The 23,653-nt window shown below is 72.7% G+C and carries 15 protein-coding genes; 9 read left to right on the top strand and 6 right to left on the bottom strand.

Annotation, left to right across the window (positions count from 1 at the left end):
- Position 1: 1 nt before the first annotated feature.
- The 4 genes from Psi01_RS15690 to Psi01_RS15675 form a co-directional block, all read right to left on the bottom strand.
- A complete protein-coding gene (locus Psi01_RS15690; protein ID WP_204064736.1) occupies positions 2 to 667 on the bottom strand; it encodes a hypothetical protein in 666 nt (221 codons plus the stop codon).
- 128 nt (positions 668 to 795) lie between these two features.
- Entirely contained in the window at positions 796 to 2,106 is a 1,311-nt protein-coding gene (locus tag Psi01_RS15685) for a maltokinase N-terminal cap-like domain-containing protein (protein WP_204064735.1), read from the bottom strand.
- 2 nt (positions 2,107 to 2,108) lie between these two features.
- The gene (gene treS / locus Psi01_RS15680) at positions 2,109 to 3,812 is read right to left on the bottom strand and encodes a maltose alpha-D-glucosyltransferase (RefSeq protein ID WP_204064734.1); all 1,704 of its coding nucleotides are present in this window, start codon (positions 3,810 to 3,812) and stop codon (positions 2,109 to 2,111) included.
- Positions 3,813 to 3,912: 100 nt separating this feature from the next.
- The gene (locus tag Psi01_RS15675; RefSeq protein WP_204064733.1) at positions 3,913 to 6,060 is read right to left on the bottom strand and encodes an alpha-1,4-glucan--maltose-1-phosphate maltosyltransferase; all 2,148 of its coding nucleotides are present in this window, start codon (positions 6,058 to 6,060) and stop codon (positions 3,913 to 3,915) included.
- A 346-nt stretch (positions 6,061 to 6,406) separates the two neighbouring features.
- Between Psi01_RS15675 and glgP the strand changes: the two genes are divergently transcribed.
- Positions 6,407 to 8,989 (top strand): alpha-glucan family phosphorylase, encoded by a 2,583-nt coding sequence (glgP, locus tag Psi01_RS15670; RefSeq protein WP_204064732.1) that lies wholly within the window; start codon positions 6,407 to 6,409, stop codon positions 8,987 to 8,989.
- Between the two features lie 133 nt (positions 8,990 to 9,122).
- On the opposite strand, the gene Psi01_RS15665 is transcribed toward glgP, so the two are convergent.
- Positions 9,123 to 11,075 (bottom strand): N-acetylmuramoyl-L-alanine amidase, encoded by a 1,953-nt coding sequence (locus tag Psi01_RS15665; protein ID WP_204064731.1) that lies wholly within the window; start codon positions 11,073 to 11,075, stop codon positions 9,123 to 9,125.
- A gap of 182 nt (positions 11,076 to 11,257) precedes the next feature.
- Here Psi01_RS15665 and Psi01_RS15660 point away from each other — a divergent pair, with 182 nt between their 5' ends.
- Positions 11,258 to 12,700 (top strand): FAD-dependent oxidoreductase, encoded by a 1,443-nt coding sequence (locus tag Psi01_RS15660; protein WP_204064730.1) that lies wholly within the window; start codon positions 11,258 to 11,260, stop codon positions 12,698 to 12,700.
- A 64-nt stretch (positions 12,701 to 12,764) separates the two neighbouring features.
- Positions 12,765 to 13,319, top strand: coding sequence for a hypothetical protein (locus tag Psi01_RS15655; RefSeq protein WP_204064729.1), 555 nt, complete (start codon positions 12,765 to 12,767; stop codon positions 13,317 to 13,319).
- A 29-nt stretch (positions 13,320 to 13,348) separates the two neighbouring features.
- On the opposite strand, the gene Psi01_RS15650 is transcribed toward Psi01_RS15655, so the two are convergent.
- Positions 13,349 to 14,899, bottom strand: a complete 1,551-nt coding sequence (locus Psi01_RS15650; protein WP_204064728.1) for a lysylphosphatidylglycerol synthase domain-containing protein — start codon at positions 14,897 to 14,899, stop codon at positions 13,349 to 13,351.
- Positions 14,900 to 15,128: 229 nt separating this feature from the next.
- Here Psi01_RS15650 and Psi01_RS15645 point away from each other — a divergent pair, with 229 nt between their 5' ends.
- The 6 genes from Psi01_RS15645 to Psi01_RS15620 all read left to right on the top strand — a co-directional run bounded on the left by Psi01_RS15645 (position 15,129) and on the right by Psi01_RS15620 (position 23,644).
- Positions 15,129 to 16,091 (top strand): NAD-dependent epimerase/dehydratase family protein, encoded by a 963-nt coding sequence (locus tag Psi01_RS15645; RefSeq protein WP_204064727.1) that lies wholly within the window; start codon positions 15,129 to 15,131, stop codon positions 16,089 to 16,091.
- Complete coding sequence (locus tag Psi01_RS15640; protein WP_204064726.1) at positions 16,081 to 17,673, top strand: hypothetical protein; 1,593 nt, start codon at positions 16,081 to 16,083, stop codon at positions 17,671 to 17,673. The genes Psi01_RS15645 and Psi01_RS15640 overlap by 11 nt, the downstream gene beginning before the upstream one ends.
- An 82-nt stretch (positions 17,674 to 17,755) precedes the next feature.
- On the top strand, positions 17,756 to 18,769 hold the full coding sequence (locus tag Psi01_RS15635; protein ID WP_204064725.1) for an iron ABC transporter substrate-binding protein: 1,014 nt from the start codon (positions 17,756 to 17,758) through the stop codon (positions 18,767 to 18,769).
- 2 nt (positions 18,770 to 18,771) lie between these two features.
- Positions 18,772 to 20,334 (top strand): ABC transporter permease, encoded by a 1,563-nt coding sequence (locus Psi01_RS15630; protein WP_204064724.1) that lies wholly within the window; start codon positions 18,772 to 18,774, stop codon positions 20,332 to 20,334.
- Positions 20,331 to 21,428 (top strand): ABC transporter ATP-binding protein, encoded by a 1,098-nt coding sequence (locus Psi01_RS15625; protein WP_204064723.1) that lies wholly within the window; start codon positions 20,331 to 20,333, stop codon positions 21,426 to 21,428. Before Psi01_RS15630 ends, Psi01_RS15625 begins: the two co-directional genes overlap by 4 nt.
- Positions 21,429 to 21,532: 104 nt before the next feature.
- Positions 21,533 to 23,644, top strand: coding sequence for an amylo-alpha-1,6-glucosidase (locus Psi01_RS15620; protein WP_204064722.1), 2,112 nt, complete (start codon positions 21,533 to 21,535; stop codon positions 23,642 to 23,644).
- The last annotated feature ends 9 nt before the right edge of the window (positions 23,645 to 23,653 follow it).

The following is a 23,653-nucleotide window of genomic DNA, read 5'->3' as shown; positions in this document are numbered from 1 at the left end:
GTCACCATTCCAGGGTCAGGATCTTCTTGGCCGACAGGTCGACGACGGTCCGGGTGGTGTTCAGCCACGTGCCGTCCGGGAGCCGGACGAGCAGCCGGACGCACCGGTGGGACGCGCACTCCCGGGCGGTGCGGTCCTTGGGGCGCGGGCTGAAGATCAGCGCCCGCAGGCCCAGCTCGGCGGGGGAGCGCAGCGCCCTGCCCGCCGCCCCGGCGTAGGCCGCGCGGACCGCCCGGCCGTGCCGCCGGTCGGCCAGCAGGAGCTCGGCGGCCCTGGCCTCCTCGCCCCTGGAGGGCGGCGCCTGCACGCCCTTGCCGGCTCTTTCGGCCACGACCCGGCCCGAGCCGAGGTCGACGGTGCGCACGATGAGGCGGTTGGCGCCGTAGTCGTAGATGTAGGCGTCGGCCCGCCGCCGGTCGGCGGCGGCCTTGTCGTCGTCGCGTTCGACGTAGAGGAACTCCACCCGCCCGCTCGTCATGTGCGCCCGCAGCGTGGCCGAGGCGATCTGCTCCGCCCGGGTGATCTCCTCGCCGGTCAGCGGGTCGCCCGGCAGCGGGGACCGCGCCGGTGCGCCCGCGGCCTGCGGGCTCTCTCCTCCGCCCAGCAGGAACAACGATCCCGCCAGGGCAGCGGCCCCCGCGATCGCCGCCGTCCGCCCTCGCCCCATGGGCGCTCCTTACTCTTCGCTTTCGTTTGTATGCGAAGAGTAAAGCCTTTCGGGCCCATAGGAGGGGAGAACGCCGGTGTTCTCAGGATGTCGGCGGGATGTCGGTGCCCGAGGCGCCCGGTGCGGCGTCAGTGCTGGAAGGCGGCCAGCGGGATGGGCAGCCAGGACGGGCGGTTGCGCGCCTCGTAGCCCACCTCGTAGACGGCCTTGGCCAGCTCCAGGGCGCGCAGCAGGACGGCGTCCTCGCCGCGCAGGCGCCCGCCGCCGGCCGAGTAGCCGGCCAGGAACGACGAGCGGTTCAGCTCGGCCCACTCGGCGGCCTGCGGCAGCAGGTTCTGCGCTTCGGGATGGTCGGCCAGCAGGTGGCGGGCGGCGTAGTCGAAGGAGCGGAGCATCCCGGCCACGTCGCGCAGCGGGGAGCTCAGCGCCCGGCGCTCGGCCAGGGGCTGGCCCGGCTCCCCCTCGAAGTCGAGGATGACCCAGTCCGTTGGGGTGCGCATGACCTGCCCGAGGTGGTAGTCGCCGTGGACGCGCTGGACGGGGACCTCGTGGGCCACCTCGCAGACCCGCCGGTAGGCCTCCTCTGCCACGTGGGCGTGCTCGGCCAGCTGCGGGACCTCGGCGACGGTCTGCTCCAGGCGGCGGAGGTACTCCTCCATCAGGTGCCTGACCTCCGGCGGATCCATCACGCCGGTGGGGAAGGCGTCGGCCAGTTCGTGGTGCACCTCGGCGGTGGCGGTGCCGAGCCGGAAGGACTCGGAGCTGAAGTCGCCGCCCGCGTCGGCGGCCGAGCCCTGGGGCCAGGCGTACAGGTCGCGCACGCTCGCCAGGGCCAGGGCCCAGCCGTCGTTGGAGTTGGCCAGGAACTCCTGCGTCATCGCCAGAGTGGTGGGCTCGCCGTCGAGGTCGGCCTCGATCCAGCCGTACGGCTGCGCGATGTGCGCGGCCTTGCGGGCGGCCAGCGCGTTGACGATCTCCAGCTCCGGGTTGACGCCCGGGATCAGGCGGCGGAACAGCTTGCAGATGTAGGCGTCGCCGTACACCAGGGAGGTGTTGGACTGCTCGGCGCCCAGGACGAGGCTGCGCAGCGAGGTGTCGATGTGCACGTCGTCCAGGTGGCGGAAGCGGAGCGGGCCGATGTCGCGGCCCTCGGCCATCGCCTCCAGCAGGGTCTTGGTCAGGTCGGCGTCGTGGGCCGCGTCGTAGAAGCCCTCGCCGATCAGCGCGTGCCGGAACCTGTCGGGCACGTCGTCGGCGCAGCAGCCCAGCAGGATCTGGTAGCGGTCGTGCGTGCCGGCCTGGTGGACCGAGACGATGAGGTGGCGAAGGCCCGGGGACAGTCCGATGTCGGAGTCGATGTCGAGCTTGTCGACCGGTCGCCCCTTACCGGCGAACCACCGCTGATGTGCTATCCAGCCGGTAAGGAGCTCCGTCAGCATGACTACGCCTCCTGGGTCGCGGGCGGCAGGGTGAACCAATAGAACCCATGCCCAGGAAGCGTCAAAAGATACGGAAGTTCGCCAATCGGAGGAAATGGGACCCCGCCCATGGTCTCCACCGGGACGGATCCTTCGAACCTCCGCAGGTCGAGTTCGACCGGCTGCGGGAACCGCGAGAGGTTGTTGACGCAGAGCATGCGGTCCTCGCCGAGCTCGCGCACGTAGGCGAGCACGCTCGGGTTGGAGGAGTTCAGCTCGGCGTAGGAGCCGAGACCGAAGACCGGGTGGCGCTTGCGGATCTCGATCATCCGCTTGGTCCAGTGCAGCAGGGAGCCGCTGCTCTTCTGCTGCGCCTCCACGTTGATCGCCTGGTAGCCGTAGATCGGGTCCATGATGATCGGCAGGTACAGCCGGCCGGGGTCGCAGTCGGAGAACCCGGCGTTGCGGTCGGGGTTCCACTGCATCGGGGTGCGCACGCCGTCGCGGTCGCCGAGCCAGATGTTGTCGCCCATGCCGATCTCGTCGCCGTAGTAGAGCACGGGGGAGCCCGGCAGCGACAGCAGCAGCGCGGTGAACAGCTCGATCTGGTTGCGGTCGTTCTCCAGCAGCGGGGCCAGCCGCCGCCGGATGCCCACGTTGGCCCGCATGCGCGGGTCCTTGGCGTACTCGGAGTACATGTAGTCGCGCTCGTCGTCGGTCACCATCTCGAGCGTGAGCTCGTCGTGGTTGCGCAGGAAGATGCCCCACTGGCAGTGCTCGGGGATCTTCGGCGTCTGGGCCATGATCTCCGAGATCGGATAGCGGGACTCCCGGCGCACGGCCATGAAGATGCGCGGCATCAGCGGGAAGTGGAAGGCCATGTGGCACTCGTCGCCCCCGGTGGCGGGATCGCCGAAGTACTCGACCACGTCGGCCGGCCACTGGTTGGCCTCGGCCAGCAGCACCCGGTCCGGGTAGAGGCGGTCAACCTCGGCCCGGACCCGCTTGAGGTACTCGTGCGTCCTGGGCAGGTTCTCGCAGTTGGTGCCCTCGGCCTCGAACAGGTAGGGGATGGCGTCCATCCGGAACCCGTCGATGCCCAGGTCCAGCCAGAACCGCAGCACCTCCAGCATCGCGTCCTGCACGTCCGGGTTCTCGTAGTTGAGGTCCGGCTGGTGGTGGAAGAAGCGGTGCCAGTAGTACTGCTGGCGGACCGGGTCGTAGGTCCAGTTGGAGGTCTCGGTGTCGATGAAGATGATCCGGGCGTCCTGGTAGCGCTCGTCGGTGTCGCTCCACACGTAGAAGTCGCCGAACGGGCCCTCGGGATCGTGGCGCGAGGCCTGGAACCAGGGGTGCTGGTCGCTGGTGTGGTTCATCACCAGGTCGGCGATGACGCGCATGCCCCGCTTGTGGGCCTCGTCCACCAGCTTGACGAAGTCCCCCAGGTCGCCGAACTCCGGGAGGATCTTCATGAAGTCCGCGATGTCGTAACCGCCGTCCCGCAGCGGCGACTCGTACAGCGGCAGCAGCCACAGGCAGTCCACGCCCAGCCACTGGAGATAGTCCAGTTTCTGGATGAGGCCGCGGATGTCCCCGGTGCCGTCCCCGTTGGAGTCGGCGAACCCGCGGATCAGCACCTCGTAGAAGACGGCGCGCTTGAACCAGTACGGATCTCGCGGCTCTTCCTCGTCGAAGGTGTTCGGGATGGGGTCGGACAGATGGCTCACGCTGCCTCCCTCCCCGACAGCGCTCGCAGACTGCCGTGCTCGGTGGTTCGCTGACTCACGTAGGACTCCCCGCTGCTCTGCCGGAGTGCGCCCGGCCGTATCACCTGTGGTTGGCCGCTCCGCGCACGGTGAAGACATGCGCGGGGTGGACGTGGGGATCGAGACGTACGTAGTTCGACTCCCGCCAGCGGTACGACTCGCCGGACAGTTCGTCGTCCACGACGAACTCGGCTTGCCAGTCGAGGCCGAGGGCGGGCATGTCGAGGGACACCGTCGCCTCGTGGGTGTGGTGCGGATCGAGATTGACCACTGCCAGAACGACGTCGCCCAGGCCGTGCCGTCGTGAGGCCGTGTCGTGGGAGCCCGCCAGGCGCTTGGAGAAGCACACCATGTTCGGGTTGTCGACGTTGTGGAACCGTAGATTACGCAATTCCTGGAGTGCCGGGTGGGCTCTTCGGAACAAATTCAGCTGCGTGATGAACGGCGCCAGACTGCGTCCCTCTCGCTCCGCTTCGAGCCAGTTGCGAGGTTTGTACTGATATTTCTCGCTATCAAGGTACTCTTCACTGCCGGGTCGAACCGGGACATTCTCTCCCAATTCATATCCCGCATAAACGCCCCAGGTGGGCGAGGCCAGGGCCGCGAGGATCGCCCTGATGCGGAACGCCGGGATTCCTCCGTGCTGAAGATATTCGTGAAGGATGTCCGGCGTGTTAACGAAAAGGTTCGGCCGCAGGAAGTGAGAGGTCTCCCGGGAGAGCTCCGTCAAATACGTCTCGACGTCGTGTTTGGAGTTCTTCCACGTGAAGTACGTGTACGACTGATGGAATCCGACCTTGGCCAGCGCCTGCATCATCGCCGGGCGGGTGAAGGCCTCGGACAGGAACAGCACGTCGGGGTCGGTGGCGTGGATGTCGCCCAGCAGCCGCTCCCAGAACGCCACCGGCTTGGTGTGCGGGTTGTCCACCCGGAAGATCCGCACGCCGTGGTCCATCCACAGCCTCACCACCCGCTTGACCTCGGCGTAGATGCCCTCGGGGTCGTTGTCGAAGTTGAGCGGGTAGATGTCCTGGTACTTCTTCGGCGGGTTCTCCGCGTAGGCGATCGAGCCGTCGGCGCGGATGTTGAACCACTCCGGGTGCTCCTTGACCCACGGGTGGTCGGGAGAGCACTGCAGGGCCAGGTCGAGGGCGACCTCCATGCCCAGCTCGCGGCTCCTGGCCACGAAGGCGTCGAAGTCCTCGAAGGTCCCCAGGTCCGGGTGGATCGCGTCGTGCCCGCCCTCCTCCGAGCCGATCGCCCAGGGCGAGCCCGGGTCGTACTGCTCGGGCGTCAGCGTGTTGTTGCGCCCCTTGCGGAAGCTGTGCCCGATCGGGTGGATCGGCGGCAGGTAGACGACGTCGAAGCCCATCCGCGCCACGGCGGGCAGCCGCTCGGCCGCGGTCCGGAAGGTCCCGGACTTCGGGGCGGCGCCCGGCTCGACGACCGCGCCCTCCGAGCGGGGGAAGAACTCGTACCAGGACCCCACCAGCGCCCGGCGCCGGTCCACCAGGATCGCGTGCCGGGGCGACTTGGTCACCAGGTCCCGCAGCGGGTGCGCGCGCAGCAGCTCCGCCGTCTCGGGAAGCTGGACCGTCGCGAAGCGGGCCCGCGGGTCGATGGCCTCGTCGCGCAGCTTGGCCGCCACCGACAGCAGCGCCGCGCGGTGCCCGCACGCCTGGCCGTTGCCCCGCGCGCCGTTGCCGTTCTCGCCGTGACCGTTGCCGCCGGCGTGGGCGGCGTGGCCCTCGGCGCCTTCGGCGCTCTCGGTCTCCTCGTCGTCCGCGGAGCCGTACCTGGCCGTGCAGTCGGCCGGGCGTACGGCCTTGGCCGCGCGTTCGAAGAGCCGGGCGCCCTCCTCGCACATCAGGTCCGCGTCCATGTCACGCGGGATCTTGATGCCCGCGTCGTGCATCCAGGTGGCGATGGGATCACTCCACGCCTCGATGCGGAAGTGCCAGGTGCCCTCGGTGGGCAGGGTCACCTCCACACCCCATCGATCAGTCCCAGGGGCCAGCTCGCGCATGCGGAGCAGCGGCCCGCGCGTGCCGTCCGGGCCGATCAGCACGGCTCCGGCGGCCACCGCGTCGTGCCCCTCACGGAACACGACGGCGGTGATCTCGAAGGTCTCACCCGCGGCGGCCTTGGCGGGACGGCGTCCGCACTCGACGGTGGGGTGAATGTCCTGGATAGGGATTCGTCCGATCATCGCGTCTCACGGTAGCGACGGCACACCCGGTACCGTCGGGAGATTTCGGGCAAGAAAGACCCCTCGCTTCTTCAAGCATCCCTTTGAACGTCACCGGGGCAAGCGGCGGACCGCCCCGGTGTAGAGGGCAGGATCGCAGGGACTGGTGGCCATAGGTTGGGTTGCCCCAATAGTCGTGCTTCATGCCTGAGATCGGAAGAGTCGTGAGTCCCGCTCGCCGACCCCGCCGGGGCTGCGCGGCAGTCGCCTCGGCGCGCCGTGTTTGGAGGCAGGTCATAGCGGTGAGGGGGAGACGCGTGAGCATTTTGGTCGCCCGCGTGGCGCTGAGTACATAGGGTCTGGCAGCGTGAGAGCTATCCGCAGGTTCACCGTCCGAACCGTTCTTCCTTCGGAGCTGGCCTCCCTCAGCGAGCTCGTGCACAACCTCCGGTGGTCGTGGCACCCCGAGACGCTTGACCTGTTCTCCGAGGTCGATCCGGAGACCTGGGAACGTGTCGGCCACGACCCCGTGGCCCTGCTCGGCGCCGTCGAGCCCGAGCGCCTCAGAGAATTGGCCGCCGACCGCCGGTTCCTGCGTCGGCTCGCCGACGCGGCCGACGACTTGCGCGAGTACATGACGGCTCCGCGCTGGTACCAGGCCCTGCCGGACGCCGCGCGGGCCATCGCCTACTTCTCGCCCGAGTACGGCATCGCGGCCGCCCTCCCGCAGTACTCCGGGGGTCTGGGCATCCTGGCCGGAGACCACCTCAAGGCGGCCAGCGACCTGGGCGTCCCGGTCCTGGCGGTCGGTCTTCTCTACCGGCACGGCTACTTCACCCAGTCCCTCTCGCCCGAGGGCTGGCAGCTGGAGCACTATCCGTCACTCGACCCGGGCGGCCTGCCGCTGACCCTCCTGAAGGAGGAGGACGGCACGCCGGTCAAGATCGCGATCGGCCTGCCCGAGCACCGCACGCTCCACGCCCAGGTGTGGGTCCTGCAGGTGGGCCGCGTCCCGCTGCTGCTGCTCGACTCCGACGTGGCGGAGAACGACCCCGCCGCCCGCGACGTCACCGACCGCCTGTACGGCGGCGGCACCGACCACCGGCTGAAGCAGGAACTGCTGCTGGGCATCGGCGGCGTCCGGGCCATCCGCGCCTACTGCCGCATCACCGGCCACGCCGAGCCCGAGGTGTTCCACACCAACGAGGGGCACGCGGGCTTCCTCGGCCTGGAGCGCATCCGCGAGCTCACCGAGGCCCGCCTCTCCTTCGACGAGGCGCTGGAGGCCGTCCGCGCGGGGACCGTCTTCACCACCCACACGCCCGTCCCCGCGGGGATCGACCGCTTCCCCGCCGAGATGATCGCCCGCCAGTTCGGCGGCGAGAACGCCTGGCCCACCGTCCCGGTGGACCGCATCCTGTCGCTGGGCGCCGAGGAGGAGCCGGGCAAGTTCAACATGGCCGCGATGGGCATGCGGCTGGCCCAGCGGGTCAACGGCGTGTCGGAGCTGCACGGCGAGGTCAGCCGGGAGATGTTCCAGCGGCTCTGGCCGGGCTTCGACGTGGACGAGGTGCCGATCGGGTCGATCACCAACGGCGTGCACGCGCCCACCTGGGTCGGCCGCGAGATCATGGAGCTGGCCGGGCGCGAGCTGCCCTCCCTGGTGGAGAAGGCCCAGGGCTGGGAGGGCGTCAGCAAGATCTCCGACGAGGACATCTGGAGCATCCGCGGCAAGCTGCGCGCGCGCCTGGTCGCGGCGGCGCGGGAGCGCCTGCGGCGGTCGTGGCTCGACCGCGGGGCCTCGCGGGCCGAGCTGGGCTGGATCGACGACGCCCTCGACCCCGAGGTGCTGACCATCGGCTTCGCCCGGCGGGTGCCCTCCTACAAGCGGCTCACCCTGATGCTGAACGACCCGGTGCGCCTGCGCGGGCTGCTTCTCGACCCCGACAAGCCGGTCCAGATCGTGATCGCCGGAAAGGCCCACCCCGCCGACGAGGGCGGCAAGAAGCTCATCCAGCAGATCGTGAAGTTCGCCGACCAGGAGAGCGTGCGCCACCGCATCGTCTTCCTGCCCGACTACGACATGGCGCTGGGCCAGCTCATGGTCCAGGGCTGCGACGTGTGGATGAACAACCCGCTGCGGCCCCTGGAGGCGTGCGGGACCAGCGGCATGAAGGCCGCGCTGAACGGCGGCCTGAACCTGTCGATCCGCGACGGCTGGTGGGACGAGTGGTACGACGGCACCAACGGCTGGGCGATCCCCACCGCCGACGGCGTCGCCGACCCCGACCGCCGCGACGAGCTGGAGTCCGCCGCGCTGTACGACCTGATCGACCACGAGGTGGCCGACCGGTTCTACGACCGTCAGGGCGACGGCCTGCCCCGCCGCTGGCTGGAGATGGTCCGCCACACGCTGACCTCCCTGGGCCCCAAGGTCCTGGCCGGCCGGATGCTGCGCGACTACGTCGTGAACCTCTACGTCCCCGCGGCCAAGTCGGCGCGCACCCTGCAGAGCGGGACGTACGAGCAGGCCAAGACCTTCGCCTCCTGGAAGCTGCGGGTCACCCGGGCCTGGCCGGGCGTGCGGGTCGAGCACGTGGAGGCCTCCGGGCTGGGCGACACCCCCGAGGTGGGGGCCAGGCTGGAGCTGCGGACCACGATCGCCCTGGGCGAGCTGGAGTCCGACGACGTCCAGGTCCAGGTCGCCTACGGCCGGGTCGGGGCCCACGACGAGCTGCTCTCCCCCGCCTACGCGACGCTGAGCCTGGAGAGCAGGGGCGACGACGGCAGGGCCGTCTTCGGCGGCACGCTCCCGCTGGAGAGCACCGGGGCCTTCGGCTACACCGTCCGCGTCGTCCCGTGGCACTCTCTGATGGCCTCCTCCGCGGAGCTCGGCCTGGTCGCCGTGCCCGAGGAGCCCGCAGGCATGACCAACGGCACCCTGCGCTGACCGGGTCGTCCCGCCGGCGGGGGAGGCCCCGCCGCGCGGGCGGGAGCGACCGGCCGTCGTGAGGGCCGGTGCGGACCGGGTTCCGGGGGATCTGCGTCCCCCCGGAGCCCGGTCCGTCTCATGGGGCCGGGACTCATGAGGGCGAGACGACCACGTCGTCCGCCCTGACGAACATGACCCGATGGCCGAACTGGATCTGGTAGTACCGCAGCTCGCCGCGGACCACGACGTGTCGGGAGGCGTCGAAGGTCACCGCACGGTAGTACTCCCCCCGGGCGGCGAGCCCGAGGGCGTACCTCTCACCGGCCGAGAACGTGTACTGCAGCGGCGTGATCGCCTGAACCGGCACGCCCTCCGGGTAGGCCTCGGGCTCGGGGTAGGCCCTGCCGTACACCGGGACGGCCGCCAGGCCCGGCCGGGGGGTGACCACCGGGCCGCGCGCGGGGACGGCCGTCGGCCGGTCGGCGGGGTTGTGGAACCAGGCCTTCTGGCCGAGGTACCAGATCGCCGTCCAGTCGCCCCGCCGCTCGGCGACCGCGTAGCGCTGGCCGGTGGCGGCGCGGGCGCTGTGGTCGTAGACGCTGTAGAGCGACTCCCCGGTCGGGTGTTTGCCGATGTCCCTGACGAGCGGGGCGTCGTCGCGCGGCTCGGTGTGCAGCCAGACCGACGACGAGCCGTGCGGGGGGCACGCCGCCTGCGGGGCGGCCGGGTCGCAGCCGTAGTAGTACGGCCGGTGCGTGTCGTAGTCCGGCAGGATCGTCACCGATCCGGCGTCCGGGCCGCCCCGGCCGTGCAGCGGCCTGCCGAGCAGTTCGAAGTAGCGCGCCCAGTCCCAGTAGGGCCCGGGGTCCTCGTGCATGCCGCGCACCGTGCTCGGCAGGGTGCCCGGCACGTTGTCGTGGCCGATGATGTGCGCGCGGTCCAGCGGGACGCCGTGCCGCAGGGCGAGGTGACGCACCAGCCTGGCCGAGGTGCGGTACATCGCCTCGGTGTACCAGGCGCCGCCCCGGCCCAGGAAGCCCTCGTGCTCCAGGCCGATCGCCTTGGCGTTGACGTACCAGTTGCCCGCGTGCCATCCGACGTCCTTGGTCCTGATGTGCTGGGCGATGTGGCCGTCGGCGGACCGCAGGGAGTAGTGCCAGCTGGCGGGGCGCGCCGGGTCGAGCACCAGGTTCACCGAGGGCTGGAAGTAGCCCTCCATGTCGTGGATGACGATGTATTCGACCTTCTGGTTGCGGGGCCGGTCCGACAGGTCGTGGTTGCCGTAGTCGCCGTCGCCCAGGTCGGCGTACGGCGCGGGGATCCACTCGCACGAGACGGTGGGCGGGCACTCGACGCCGTCGCGGCGCGGCGGGCGCAGCCCCAGCCTCTCCAGCCACCGGGCGACCTTCTTCAGGCCGGGCACCGCCTTCAGGGCGACCTTCTGCCCGTCGTCGGTGACCCGCTCGGCGCCCTCCCGGATCGCGGCGTAGACCTCGTCGGCGAAGACCCCGGCGGCCTCGGCCTCGGCGGCGCCCGAGTAGCGGGCCACCGCGCCGTACCAGTCGGCGGGGTCGCCGCCGAGCGGGGCGCCGAGCCGCCGCTGGTAGTCGGCCAGCAGGGCGGCCCCGCCCCGGATGTTGGCGGCGGGATCGGTGCGCAGCGCCAGGCGGCTCTCGCCGGTGAGCTCGGCGGCCCGCTCCAGCGTCCTGAGCGAGGCGGGGATCTCGGCGGGCGGCTCCGTCGCGGCCCGCCGGGCCCGGAGGGGACGGCTCTCGTCGCCGCGGGGATCCTCCTCGCCGTCGTGGTGACCGGTCCCCGAACCGGCTGATTCCGCGGCCAGGGCGGCGGCGTCGGTGAGGTGCATCGGGCCGAACCCGGCGGAGTTGCTCGGCAGGCCCGCGTTGGCGTCCCAGCGCGACTGCAGGTAGGACACGCCGAGCAGGACGCTCTCGGGCACGCCGTACGCCCTGGCCGCCTCGGCGAAGGCGGCCTGCCGGTCGCCGGGATCCACCCGCGGGCGGGCCTGGGCCGGCGGGGCCGCGGCGAGACCGCAGGCGGCCACGATGATCGCAACCGAGACCCGGAACGGCGCCGATCGTCGCATGGACGCTCCTCGACTGGGGGATCCGTCCCCGTCAGCGTGCGGAGTAGAGATCGGCCTGTCAATGACTTTCTTCATGCTTGTCTATGATGAGGAAAGAAATCTTCACTCCGCCCTGGACGCTGCGGATCCCCCATCGTGGTGAAGGCGAGGACGTCCGGCTTCGCGGGGAGGGGTTCTCGGCTATGCGGGCGAGTGCTGATCTGGTGGTGCTGGGGGCCGGGCCGGCGGGGCTGGCGGCGGCCTGGCGGGCGGCGCGGCGGGGGTTGTCGGTCGTCGTGCTGGAGCGGGCCGGGAAGGTGGGCGGGCTGTCGGCGAGCTTCGAGGTCGCCGGGGTCCGGGTCGACCACGGCAGCCACCGGCTGCACCCGGCCACCCCGCCCCGGCTCATGGCCGACCTGCGCGCTCTGCTCGGCGACGACCTGCAGACGCGCCCGCGCAACGGCCGTCTCCGGATCGCCGGGCGCTTCGTCGGCTTCCCGCTGCGGGCGGGGGAGTTGGCCCGGCGCATGCCTGCGGGGCTGCTGGCCGGGGTGGCGCGCGACGCGGTGACGGCGCCCTTCCGGGGCGGCGGCCGTACGGACGTCCCGGACACCTTCGCCGGAGCCCTCCGCGCCGGTCTCGGTCCCGCCCTCTATGACGCGCTCTACGCCCCGTACGCCGTGAAGCTGTGGGGCCTGCCGGGTGAGGAGATCGACGGCGACCAGGCCCGCAGGCGGGTCACCGCGGACAGTCCCTGGAAGATCGCCAGGCGGATCCTCCGCGGTCAGTCGAACGGGCAGGGGAGGGTCTTCCACTATCCCCGGCGCGGGTTCGGCCAGATCGTCGACGCGCTCGCCGAGGCCGCGACGGCCGCCGGCGCGGAGATCCGCCTCGGCACGGCCTGCACCCGCATCGAGCCCGCCGGGGGCCCCGGGAACCCGGTGACCCTGCACACTTCACCCGGATCCGACGCGGAGGCCGCCGGGCCGGACGCGGCGGGTGGCCGGATCGAGGCCGGATGGGTGTTCTCCACCATCCCGATGCCCGTCCTGGCCCGGCTGGTGCGTCCCGGACCCCCGGCCGGGGTGGCGCAGGCGGCCGGGCGGCTGCGGTTCCGGGCCATGGTGCTGGTCTACGCGGTGCACGAGGGCGGGCGGTGGACGCCGTACGACGCCCACTATCTGCCGGGCCCCGAGACCCCGGTGACCCGGATCTCCGAGCCCGCCAACTACCGGACCAGCGCCGCCGACCCGGCCGGCCGCACCGTGCTCTGCTTCGAGATCCCCTGCGCGCCCGGCGACGGGATCTGGACGACCGGGGACTTCTCCGGCCTCGTCCACGAGACGCTCGCCTCCTGCGGCCTGCCCCCGGCCGACCTCGCCGAGGTGGTCGTACGGCGGGTGCCGCACGTCTATCCCGTCTACGCCACCGGCTACGCCGCCCACCTGGCCGGTCTGGACGCCTGGGCCGGGTCCGTCCCCGGCGTGACCACCTTCGGCCGCCTGGGGCTGTTCGCCCATGACAACACCCACCACGCCATGGCCATGGGCTACGACGCCGTGGACGCCCTCACCGCCACCGGCTGGGACGCCACCGCCTGGCAGGCCGCCCGCGCCCGCTTCGCCGATCACGTCGTCGAGGACTGACGGCGGAGATCTCCCTTCCTGCCGGGGCTGTCAATCCGCCGCGTTCAGGAGGAGACTCCTGTATGTGACAGTTGAACGTGTTCAACGAACTCGCGTCGCCGGAAGGACGTTCCTGGCGGGCATGCTGGGCGGCGCCGTGGCCGGAGCGGTCACCGTCGTGCTGAGCCTCCTCGTCGTGTTCCTCACCGAAAGCGTGGGCGGCTCAGGTTCCGATCCCGCGTACGGCACCGTCCACGCCCGCGACTCCGCCGCCGAGGAGGGCATCGGGGCCGGTGAGGCCGTGGTCGCCGTGATCGGGGGCATCGCCGTCCTGGTGAAGCTCGGCGTCGTGGGCGGGCTGCTCGGGCTGTTCACGGGACTCGTCGTGGCCCTGCCCGTCGCGCCCGTCATGGCGCTGGCGGCCCCGTGGCTGGCCGTACGGCCCGCGCGGGCGCGGCTGGTGTGCGCCTGCGCGTGCGCGATCGCCACCGCCGCGCTCGAGGCGGGGATCATCCTGGTGAGCGGCGGATGGGAGTCCTCCTTCTTCGGCAACCCCCTGCTCCTGGGACCTCCGCTGGTGATCGCGGCGGTCGTCGGCCATCGGTACGGTCCGGCTCTGGTCGCCCCGCCCGCCGGATGATCGTCTGACGGGGCGCGCGTCCGGCCGGGTCAGGGGGAGTTGAGCTCGCGGTGGACGGCGGGGACGACCTTGCGGAGATAGCGGCCGATCCTGACGAAGGACTCGCCGGCGGCGCGGAAGGCGTAGCGGATGGGGACCTCGTGATAGCGGTACCCCTTGGCCAGCAGGTCCAGGGTGAGGACCTGGGCGTAGTTGTAGTCGTGGATGACCTCGGCGGCGCGGGCCGCGCCGGGGGAGAAGGCCCGGTAGCCGCTCTGGCCGTCGGTTACCTCCTGCCGGGTCATCCAGCGGACCCAGGCGGTCAGGACCCGGTTGCCGAGGCGGCGGTGAGGGAGCATGCGGTCGATGGTCCCGGCGAAGCGGGAGCCCACCACGTAGTCGGCCGCGCCGGACAGGATCGGGGCGGCCAGGAGCTCGATGTCCTCGGGGAAGTACTCCAGGTCGGCGTCCAGATAGACGACCGCCGCGGGGCCGGGCCGTACGGCCTCCGCCAGCCCGCGGCGCACGGCGGCGCCCAGGCCGAGGTTGCGCGGCTGGGACACCACGCGGGCCCCCGCCTTCCGGGCGCGGGCGGCCGAGGCGTCCGTGGAGCCGTCGTCGATCACGATCGTGACCAGCGGGCGCCCGGCGACCGTCTCCGGCAGGCGCCCGACGACCTCCCCGACGGTCTCCTCCTCGTTGAAGACGGGGATGAACGCGACGACCGGCGCGCCGGGTGGGACGGGGGACCGCTCCGGCCGCGGGGGCAGGGCGCGGGGGAGCCTGAGCCTGGTGGGGGTCACGAGCGCGATACCTCCGGCGACGAGGGAGTAGGCGGTCTTCAAGGCGTGGGTGAGCAGGGCGACCGCGAAGGCGGGGCCGGGGGCGACGCCGAGCGCGGTCAGCGCGGCCGTGGCCGCGGCCTCGTAGGAGCCGAACCCGCCGGGGGTCACGGCCACGGTCTGCGCGGCGATCGTCACGGCCGTCACGGCCACCGCCTCCCCCGGGGTCAGCGCCACCCCGGCCAGCCGCGCCACCTCGTACACCACGGCCGCCTCCAGCACCCACGCCACCGCGGCGGCGGCGAAGACGACCGGGAGCGCGGCGACCGCTCCCGGGGCGGAGGTCCGGGTCCGGGTCAGCCAGAACGTTCCGGCGATCGTCGCCAGGGCCAGGGCTGCGACGAGGGGCCAGAGCCACGGGCCCGCCAGGGCGGTGACCAGGCTCGGGGCGGCGGCGAGGGCGAGCAGGGCGACGGCGGCGAGGTCGGCGGAGCGGAGGGTCACGGTGGAGGCGATCACCGGGGCCGCGGGCAGGGAGGTCCGGTTCAGGACCGTGGTCACCCGTAGGGCCTCGCCCAGGCGGAACGGCAGGACGTGGTTGCCGAGCAGGGACACGTGCAGGGCGGCCAGGGAGTGGCCCATGGACAGCTCCGGCAGCACCCGCCGCCAGGACCAGGCCCGCAGGACGAACGCGCAGCCGTACAGCACCAGCGCGACCAGCACGCCCGGCGGGTCGCGCAGCAACGCCCGGCCCGCCGCGGCCAGGTCTGGGCCGGAGACGACCCGGGTGAGGTAGACGACGGCGACGACGAGGACCACCGGGCCCGCGACGCGCCGGATCAGCTTCAGACGGGAGCGGGGGGAACTTTCGCCTGGTCCGAGGGGAGCGCGGGACCGGCCCGCGGCCGGCCGGATCGGGATCCGGGGGAGGCGGGGGAGCCGCTCGGACGAGAACCGATGTGGAGCGCGCACTCAGGGTCCTTTGAGGTTTCCCTTAGTGAGGTTAGGCTACCTTTAGTGATTCTGCGAGAGGACGCAGGTGTCAGCAATGGTCACCGGCTCCGCCGGGTTCATCGGCCGCGCGCTGGTCGAGACACTCCTCTCCTCGGGAGAGAAGGTCGTCGGCATCGACCGGGTGGCCCAGCCGCCCCGGCCGGGTCTGACCGTCCTCACCGCCGACCTGCTGGCCGGTGACGAGCTCGTCCGGGCCGCCCTGCGGGACGCCGACGTCGTCTACCACCTGGCCGGATGCCCCGGCGTGCGAGATCGCGGCCACGACGTCGCCCGGCGCAGGCGGCGCGACAACGTGCGGGCCGGAGCCCATGTGCTGGCCGTCGTCCCCCCGCACGTGCCGCTCCTGGTCGTCTCTTCCAGTTCGGTGTACGGCGGCGCGCGCGGCGGGCGCCCCAGCCACGAGGCCGATCCGCTGCGGCCCGTCGGCGGATACGCCAGGAGCAAGGCCGTGCTGGAGCGGTTGTGCGCCGAGCGGCTGGCCCGCGGCGGCCGTACCACCGTGGTCAGGCCGTTCACCGTGGCGGGCGAGGGCCAGCGGCCCGACATGGCGCTCTCGCTCTGGCTGGAGGCGACCCGCCGGGGACGCCCGCTGCGGGTGCTCGGCTCACTCGACCGCACCCGTGACGTCACCGACGTCCGGCAGGCCGCCCGGGCCATGGCCGACCTCGCCGCCGCAGGCGCCCAGGGCATCGTGAACATCGGCACCGGCCGTGGCCAGACTCTCCGCGCCATGGCCGCCGCCGTCGCCGAGGCCCTGGACACCGAGGTCTCCTTCACCGTCGAGCCGGCCCCCGGCGTCGAGCCCGGCGCCTCCCTCGCCGACGTCCGCCGCCTGCGCTCCCTGATCGGCTGGTCCCCCGAGACCGACCTGCCCGCACTCGTCCGCCGCCAGGCCGCCCACCCCCCGGCGGAGACGCCGTGGCCGGACCCGCCGAGGCCGTCGGCGCAGACGGTCCCCCGGTCGGGCGGCCGGTTGAGGAGGGCGCATGAACACTGACCGGCCGCCGCCCTCCGCGGTGAACCCCACCGGGCCGGACCCGCCCCCTCCGGAGGCGGCCACGGCGGGTGGCGCGGCGGCGCGACCCGGCTCGATATCGGCGGCGACGGGCCTGGTCGCGGTGGTCGCGACGGCGGCGGCGCTGCTCGGGATCGGGGTGCGGGCGCGTTTCGGCGGGCATGTGGCCGTCGACGAGCCGCAGTACCTGCTCACCGCGCTGTCGATCTTCGAGGACTTCGATCTCGACATCACCGACGAGCTGGAGCAGCGGCGCTGGGCGCCCTGGGCGGGGACCCGGGCGCTGCCCGTGCAGACCGAGGTGCTCGGCGACGGCACCCAGATCAGCCCGCACGACCCGCTGCTCCCGATCATCCTGGCCGTCCCGATGGGCCTGGGCGGCTGGGGCGCGGCGAAGGTCGCGATGGCGCTCATGGCGGGTGCGCTCGCCGCGCTGACCCTGTGGACGGCGGTCCGCAGGTTCGCGGTCCCGCGGCGCCCGGCGACCGGCGGCGTGCTCCTCGCCTCGGCGAGCGCCCCCCTGGCCGTCTACGGCCAGCAGGTCTACCCGGAACTCCCGGCGGCACTCGCCGCCGTCGCCGCGCTGGCCGTCCTGACCGGTCCCGCCTTCGGGCGGTGGCGCGACATCGCCGCCTTCGGCCTTGTGATCACCGCGCTGCCGTGGCTGTCGGTCAAGTACGCCCCCGTGGCCGCCGTGCTCGCGGTGCTCGGCCTGTGGCGGCTGCGCGCCGACCGGCGGGCGCTCGCCGCCATGGCCGGGGGGTTCGCCGCGATGGGCGCCGTCTATCTGGTGGTCCACCGCCTGGTCTGGGGCGGCTGGACGGTCTACGCCAGCGGCGACCACTTCCAGGAGTCCGGCGAGTTCGGTGTCATGGGCTTCGACCCCGACTTCGCGGGCCGCGCGGTGCGGCTGGTCGGGCTGATGGTCGACCGGGGGTACGGGCTGGCCGCCTGGCAGCCCGCCTGGCTGCTGCTCCTGCCCGCCGTGGGCTACGGACTCTGGCGCCTGCGCCCGCGGAACCTCCCCGCCTCCCGCCCCTTCCCCGGTGCTTTCGCCGGTGCCGCGCTGCTGCTCCCCCTGGCCGCCGGGTGGCTCACCGCGACCTTCGTCGCGCTGACCATGAACGGCCACTGGTGGCCGGGCCGCCAGACCGTGGTGGTGCTCCCCTTCGCCCTCCTGCTGATCCTGCTCCTCCTCCGGGACCGGCCCCGGTGGCTCCACCGCACCGGCCTGGCGCTGGGCGTCGCCGGGCTGGTCACCTACGCCTGGCTGCTGGCCGACGGGTACGCCGTGCGGATCACCTGGGTGAGCGGCTTCGAGCGGGTCGGCTCGCCGCTCTACCAGGGCCTGCGCCCACTGCTGCCCGACTACCGGTCCGGTTGGGACGGCTTCTGGCCGCTCCACCTGACCTGGGCACTCGTTTCCCTCCTCCTCGTCGTGTACGGCACGCCGTACCTCACGAAAGGAAGATCACATGAAGTCGACCCCCATCCGCCTGACCGCGACGGTCCTGGCCCTGGCCGGGGCGCTGACCTTCGGCCTGACGGCCTGCGGCGGCGGTAACGAGGACGACGGCGGCTCCGGCTCCGGCTCCTCCAGCTCCTCCGAATGATCGGGACGACCGAGTAGAAGGAGGTACGCACCGATGTCCCTGCGCAGGCTGGTCGCCGTCGCTCTGATCCCCCTGGCGCTGCTGGCGTCCGCCTGCGGCGGGGACGGGGAGAGCTTCGACGACGACTCCCTCGTCATCTACTCCGGGCGCAACGAGAACCTCGTCGGCCCGCTGCTCGACAGGATGAAGGCCGCGACCGGCCTGGACGTCCAGGTCCGGTACGGCGACAGCGCCGAACTGGCCGCGCAGATCCTCGAAGAGGGCGCGGACACGCGGGCCGACGTGTTCTTCTCCCAGGACGCCGGGGCGCTCGGGGCGCTGAGCAAGAACCGGATGCTCGCCCCCGTGGCGCAGGAGGCGCTGGACAGGGTCCCGGCGAAGTACCGCGGCTCCGACGGCACCTGGGTGGGGGTCTCCGGCCGGTCCCGGGTGATCGTCTACGACCCGCGTGCCGTCACGGCCCCTCCCGAGAGCGTCTTCGAGCTGACCGATCCCAAGTGGAGGGGCAAGGCCGGCTGGGCGCCGACGAACGCCTCCTTCCAGTCGTTCGTCACCGCGATGCGCGTGACCTCGGGTGAGGACAGGACCCGGCAGTGGCTGGAGGCCATGAAGGCCAACGGCACCCAGACCTTCTCCAACAACGTCAACATCCTCGACGCCGTCGACGAGGGCAAGATCCAGCTCGGCCTGATCAACCACTACTACTGGTACGAGAAGGTCGCCGAGAAGGGCCGGAACGGGGTGCCGTCCCGGCTGGCCTACCTGCCGGCCGGCGACCCGGGCGCGCTGGTCAACGTGGCGGGCGTGGGCGTGCTGAAGGCCTCCAGGCACGCCGGGGCCGCCGCGAAGGCGGTGGACTTCCTGCTGGGCGCCGAGGCGCAGAAGTACTTCGCCGACACCACCAAGGAGTACCCGCTGATCTCCGGCGTCCCGGCCGCCTCCGGCCTGCCGCCCTTCGACTCGCTCAAGGGGCCCGACGTCGACCTGACCGAGCTGGACTCGATCGAGCAGACCGTCGCCCTGCTGCAAGACGTGGGCCTGGTCTGACGATGGCCGTTCGCCCGATCCAGGCGGAGCCGGCCGGTCGCCGCCGCACGGCGGGGACGACCGGCCGGCGCATCCCGGCGGGGCTGCTGGTCCCGGCCGGGCTGACGGCGGCGCTGGCGCTGCTGCCGGTGGGCTATCTGGCGGTCCGCGCCGCCGAGGGCGGCGGGGACGCCGTGGCCCGCGTCCTGCTGCGGGGCAGGACCCTGGAGCTGGCGGGGCGCAGCCTGGGACTGGCGGCCGTGGTGACGGCGCTGTGCGTGGCCGTCGGGATCTCGCTGGCCTGGCTGGTCGTCCGCAGCGACCTGCCCGGCCGCCGGTTCTTCGGCGTGCTGGCGGCGCTGCCGCTGGCGGTGCCGTCCTACGTGGCGGCCTACACCTGGGTGGCCGCGACCGGGATCGAGGGGTTCGCGGGGTCGGTGCTGGTGCTGACGTTGTGCAGCTATCCCTACGTCTATCTCCCGGTGGCCGCCGCGCTGCGCCGGATGGACCCGGCCGTCGAGGAGGTCGCGCTCTCCCTCGGGCGCGGCAGGTCCGGCGTCGTGCTCCGGCAGCTGCGGCCCTCGGCCGCCGCCGGCGCGCTGCTGGTCGCCATGTACGTGCTCGCCGAGTTCGGCGCGGTGGCGATCATGCGGTTCGACGTGTTCACCACGCAGATCTACACCTCCTACCGGGCGGGCTTCAACCGCACCCCGGCCGCGGTGCTCGGCCTGCTGCTGGTGGCGATCACGCTGGTGATCGTGGTGGCGGAGTTCCGCACCCGGGGCCGTACCGGTTACGCCACCCGCGGGGCCCCGGCCCGGCGGCTGCCGGTGGTCCGGACGGGCGGCGCGGCCAGGGCGGGCGCGCTGGCCTGGTGCGCCGGGCTGGCCGCGCTGGCGGTCGGGTTCCCGCTGGCGAGCATCTGCTACTGGCTCGCCGACGGCTCCTCCGCCGGGATGGACGCGGCCAGGCTCATCGAGGCGGTGGCCGCCACGCTCGGCGTCGCGGCGGCGGGGGCGGTGCTCACCACCGCGCTGGCCGTGCCGGTCGGGATCGTCGCGGCCCGCTACCGGGGCCGCACGGCGACCTTCCTGGAGCAGTCCACCTACGTGGGGCACTCGCTGCCCGGCATCGTCATGGCGCTGTCGCTGGTGTTCTTCGCGGTGCGCTACGTCCCGGCGATCTACCAGCGCTGGCCGCTGCTGGTGATCGCCTACGCGGTGCTGTTCATGCCCGCGGCGGTGGGCGCGGTGCGGGCCTCGGTGCTCCAGTCGCCGCCGGTTCTGGAGGAGGCCGCCCGCTCGCTGGGCCGCGGCCCGCTGCGGGCCGTCGCCGAGGTGACCCTCCCGCTGGCCCTGCCCGGCGTGCTGGCCGGGGCCGCGCTGGTGTTCCTGACCGCGATGAAGGAGCTGCCCGCGACCCTGCTGCTGCGGCCCACCGGCATGGACACGCTCGCCACCCGGCTGTGGACGGAGACCGGCTCGGGGGCGTACGGCGCCGCCGCGCCGTACGCCGCCCTGCTCATACTGCTCGCGGCGGTCCCGGGCTTCGTGCTCGGCCGCCGGTCCCTGGAGGAGACCTCGTGAAGCTGACCGTCACCGACGTGCGCAAGTCCTTCGGCGCCACCGAGGTGCTGCGCGGGGCGTCGCTGACCGTCGGGGAGGGCGACCTCGCCGCGGTGCTCGGCCCGTCCGGCTGCGGCAAGACCACCCTGCTGCGGATCGTGGCGGGCTTCGAGAGGCCGGACGCCGGGTCGGTGCGGATCGGCGGGCGGGAGGTGGCCGGCCTGCCGCCGGAGAAGCGCGGGGTCGGCATCGTGCCGCAGGAGGGGGCGCTCTTCCCGCACCTGTCGGTGGCCCGCAACGTCGGCTTCGGCCTGCCGCGCGGGTCGGCTCGGCGGGCCGGGCGGATCGAGGAGTGCCTGGAACTGGTCGGGCTGGCCGGGTACGGCGACCGCATGCCGCACGAGATCTCCGGCGGTCAGCAGCAGCGGGTGGCCCTGGCCCGGGCGCTCGCGCCCCGGCCCGGCGTGGTGCTGCTGGACGAGCCGTTCAACGCTCTGGACCGCTCGCTGCGGGTGAGCGTGCGCGACGAGGTCCGGGCCGCGCTGAAGCGGGCCGGGGCGACCGCCGTGCTGGTCACGCACGACCAGGAGGAGGCCCTGTCCATGGCCGACGCCGTCGCGGTGATGCGGGAGGGCGGGATCGTCCAGGAGGGCACCCCGGTGTCGATCTACGAGGACCCCCGCGACCTGGGGGTGGCGACGTTCGTGGGGGAGGCGGTGGTCCTCTCGGCGGTCCTTTCCGCCTCCCGCGGCCGGGACACCGTCTCGTGCGAGCTCGGCGACCTGGTCCCGCGCCGCCAGACGGCCCCGGCGGCGAACGGGTCGAACCGGTCGAACGGGTCGTCCGGCACGGCGGGTGTGAACGGCGCCGGGGACGCGAACGGCGGGACGGGGTCGGTGGCGCTGCGGCCGGAGCAGTTCGTGCTGCGCGCACCCGGTGAGGGCGCCGGCGGGCTGGTCGAGCGGGTGGAGTTCTTCGGGCACGACGCGGCGGTGACCGTCACGCTGGAGTCGGGGATCGTGATCCGGGCCCGCACGCGGGGCGACGTGCCGCACCGGCCGGGCGACAGGGTCGGCGTCACGGTCGAGGGCCCGGTGCTGTTCTTCGCCGGCTGACGGCGCGTGCCGCCCTGACGAGGTGAAACACCCTGATTCTCCGTTGTTTCCCGGCGCACGGGGGAAGGGATGGAGAGGCGGAACTCACATCTCGGGGGAGACCAGTGAACTCATGGACGTTCGAGAGCCAGCCCGGCGCGCTGGGTGACAACGCGGTCACCCTGGTGGAGGGAGGGTCCTTCTGCGTGTGCGCCGGCGGCGGCGACATCGTGCCGGGCGGAGCCCAGGGGGTCTACCACGCCGACACCCGCCTGCTGTCGCGCTGGGAGCTGCGGGTGGACGACGCCCCCGTCGAACCGCTCCGGGTGATCGCCGCCGAGCCGTACCACGCGACCTTCCTCGGCCGGAGCGCGCCGCGGCCCGACCAGGCGGAGAGCACCATGCTGGTGATCAGGGACCGCTACGTCGGCGGCGGCCTGCGCGAGGACGTGACCCTGCGCAACCTGTCCGAGGAGGCCGCGGGCTGCGTGGTCACCCTGCACGTCGCCTCGGACATGGCCGACCTGTTCGAGGTGAAGGCCGGACGGGTGCACCACGTGTCGGCCGTCGAGGCGACTCCGGACTCGTCGGGGCTGCGGGTCACGGCCGCCGGGCGCGGGCGCGGGGCCAGGGTGGTGGCCGATCCCGCGCCGGCGACCGTGCCGGGCGTGCTGACCTTCCGGGCGCTGGTGCCCGCGCGCGGCGAGTGGGTCGTCACCCTGCAGGTCAACCCGATCCTGGAGGGGGAGGAGTCGCCCGCGTGGTTCTCCGCCCACCATCCGCTGGAACACGCCGAGCCGGCCCGGCGCCGGGCCGACTGGGAGCGGCTCAGCCCGGTCGTCACCACCTCCAACCGCGTCCTCGCCCAGGTCCTGCGCCAGTCGAGGGAGGATCTCGGCTCCCTGCGGCTCTTCGAGGATGACAAGCCCGACGAGCCGCCGTCGATCGCGGCCGGGGCGCCGTGGTTCATGACGCTGTTCGGCCGCGACTCGCTGCTGACCTCGTGGATGGCGCTCCCTCTGGACCAGTCCCTGGCCCTGGGCACCCTGCGCCGTCTGGCCCGGCTGCAGGGCGGGGCCGACGATCCGCTCACCGAGGAGGAGCCCGGCAAGATCCTGCACGAGATCCGCTACGGGGCGCACACCGGGGCCTCGCCGTTCGCCAGCCAGGCCTACTACGGCTCGGTGGACTCCACCCCGCTGTTCGTGATGCTGATGGGCGAGCTGCGCCGCTGGGGCCTGCACAGCAGCACGGTCGAGGAGCTCATGCCGCACGTCGACGCCGCCCTCGACTGGATCACCAGGTCCGCCGACCCCTTCCTGTTCTACCGCCGCAAGACCGACCAGGGCCTGATCAACCAGGGCTGGAAGGACTCCTTCGACGGGGTCAACTTCGCCGACGGCACCCTGGCCCGCGCGCCCATCGCCCTGGCCGAGGTGCAGGGCTACGTCTACGCCGCCTACATCGCGCGCTCCCACTTCGCGAGCGAGGTCGGCGACCGCGCCGGGGAGGAGCGCTGGGCCTCCCGTGCGGCGCGGATCCGTGAGGCGTTCAACGAGCGGTTCTGGCTGCCGGATCGCGGCTACTACGCCATGGGCCTGGACGGCGGGGGACGCGCCGTCGACGGGCTGGGCTCCAACATGGGCCACTGCCTGTGGACGGGCATCGTGGACGAGGACAAGGCGGCCTCGGTGGTCGAGCACCTGATGTCCCCGGCGATGTTCACCGGGTACGGCGTGCGCACCCTGGCCTCCACCATGGGCGCCTACAACCCGATGAGCTACCACAACGGCTCGGTCTGGCCGCATGACAACGCCCTGGTCGCGGCCGGTCTGATGCGCTACGGCTTCGCGGAGGGGGCCAGGCGGATCACGTTCGGCCTGCTGGACGCGGCCGAGGCCTTCGGCTGGCGGCTGCCGGAGCTGTTCTGCGGGTTCGACCGCTCGGAGTTCTCCGTGCCGGTGCCGTACCCCACCTCCTGCTCCCCGCAGGCGTGGGCGGCCGCGGCCCCCATCCAGCTGGTGCGGACGCTGCTCCGGCTGGACCCCTGGGCGCCGCACGACCAGGTGTGGCTGGACCCCGTCGGGCTGAAGAACCTGCGGATCTCGGGACTGCAGATCGCCGGGTCCGTGGTCACGATCACCGTCGGCGACGAGGGCGTGTCCGTCGCGGGGCTTCCGGAGGGAGTGACGCTCTTCAACCAGCCGCGCAGTCCGATGACCGCCGCCCTGCGGTAGGTCCCCGAC

Source organism: Paraplanobispora siamensis (genome assembly GCF_016863175.1).
Lineage (GTDB): Bacteria > Actinomycetota > Actinomycetes > Streptosporangiales > Streptosporangiaceae > Planobispora > Planobispora siamensis.
Note: the sequence above shows the minus strand (reverse complement) of the source record. Positions and strands in the feature narration are given on the sequence as shown.

Excerpts from the sequence above, each read along its gene's own strand:
- Psi01_RS15690 (WP_204064736.1), bottom strand. The coding sequence starts at position 667 with ATGGGGCGAGGGCGGACGGCGGCGATCGCGGGGGCCGCTGCCCTGGCG.
- Psi01_RS15685 (WP_204064735.1), bottom strand. The coding sequence starts at position 2,106 with ATGCTGACGGAGCTCCTTACCGGCTGGATAGCACATCAGCGGTGGTTC.
- Psi01_RS15675 (WP_204064733.1), bottom strand. The coding sequence starts at position 6,060 with ATGATCGGACGAATCCCTATCCAGGACATTCACCCCACCGTCGAGTGC.
- Psi01_RS15665 (WP_204064731.1), bottom strand. The coding sequence starts at position 11,075 with ATGCGACGATCGGCGCCGTTCCGGGTCTCGGTTGCGATCATCGTGGCC.
- Psi01_RS15660 (WP_204064730.1), top strand. The coding sequence starts at position 11,258 with ATGCGGGCGAGTGCTGATCTGGTGGTGCTGGGGGCCGGGCCGGCGGGG.
- Psi01_RS15645 (WP_204064727.1), top strand. The coding sequence starts at position 15,129 with ATGGTCACCGGCTCCGCCGGGTTCATCGGCCGCGCGCTGGTCGAGACA.
- Psi01_RS15640 (WP_204064726.1), top strand. The coding sequence starts at position 16,081 with ATGAACACTGACCGGCCGCCGCCCTCCGCGGTGAACCCCACCGGGCCG.
- Psi01_RS15635 (WP_204064725.1), top strand. The coding sequence starts at position 17,756 with ATGTCCCTGCGCAGGCTGGTCGCCGTCGCTCTGATCCCCCTGGCGCTG.
- Psi01_RS15630 (WP_204064724.1), top strand. The coding sequence starts at position 18,772 with ATGGCCGTTCGCCCGATCCAGGCGGAGCCGGCCGGTCGCCGCCGCACG.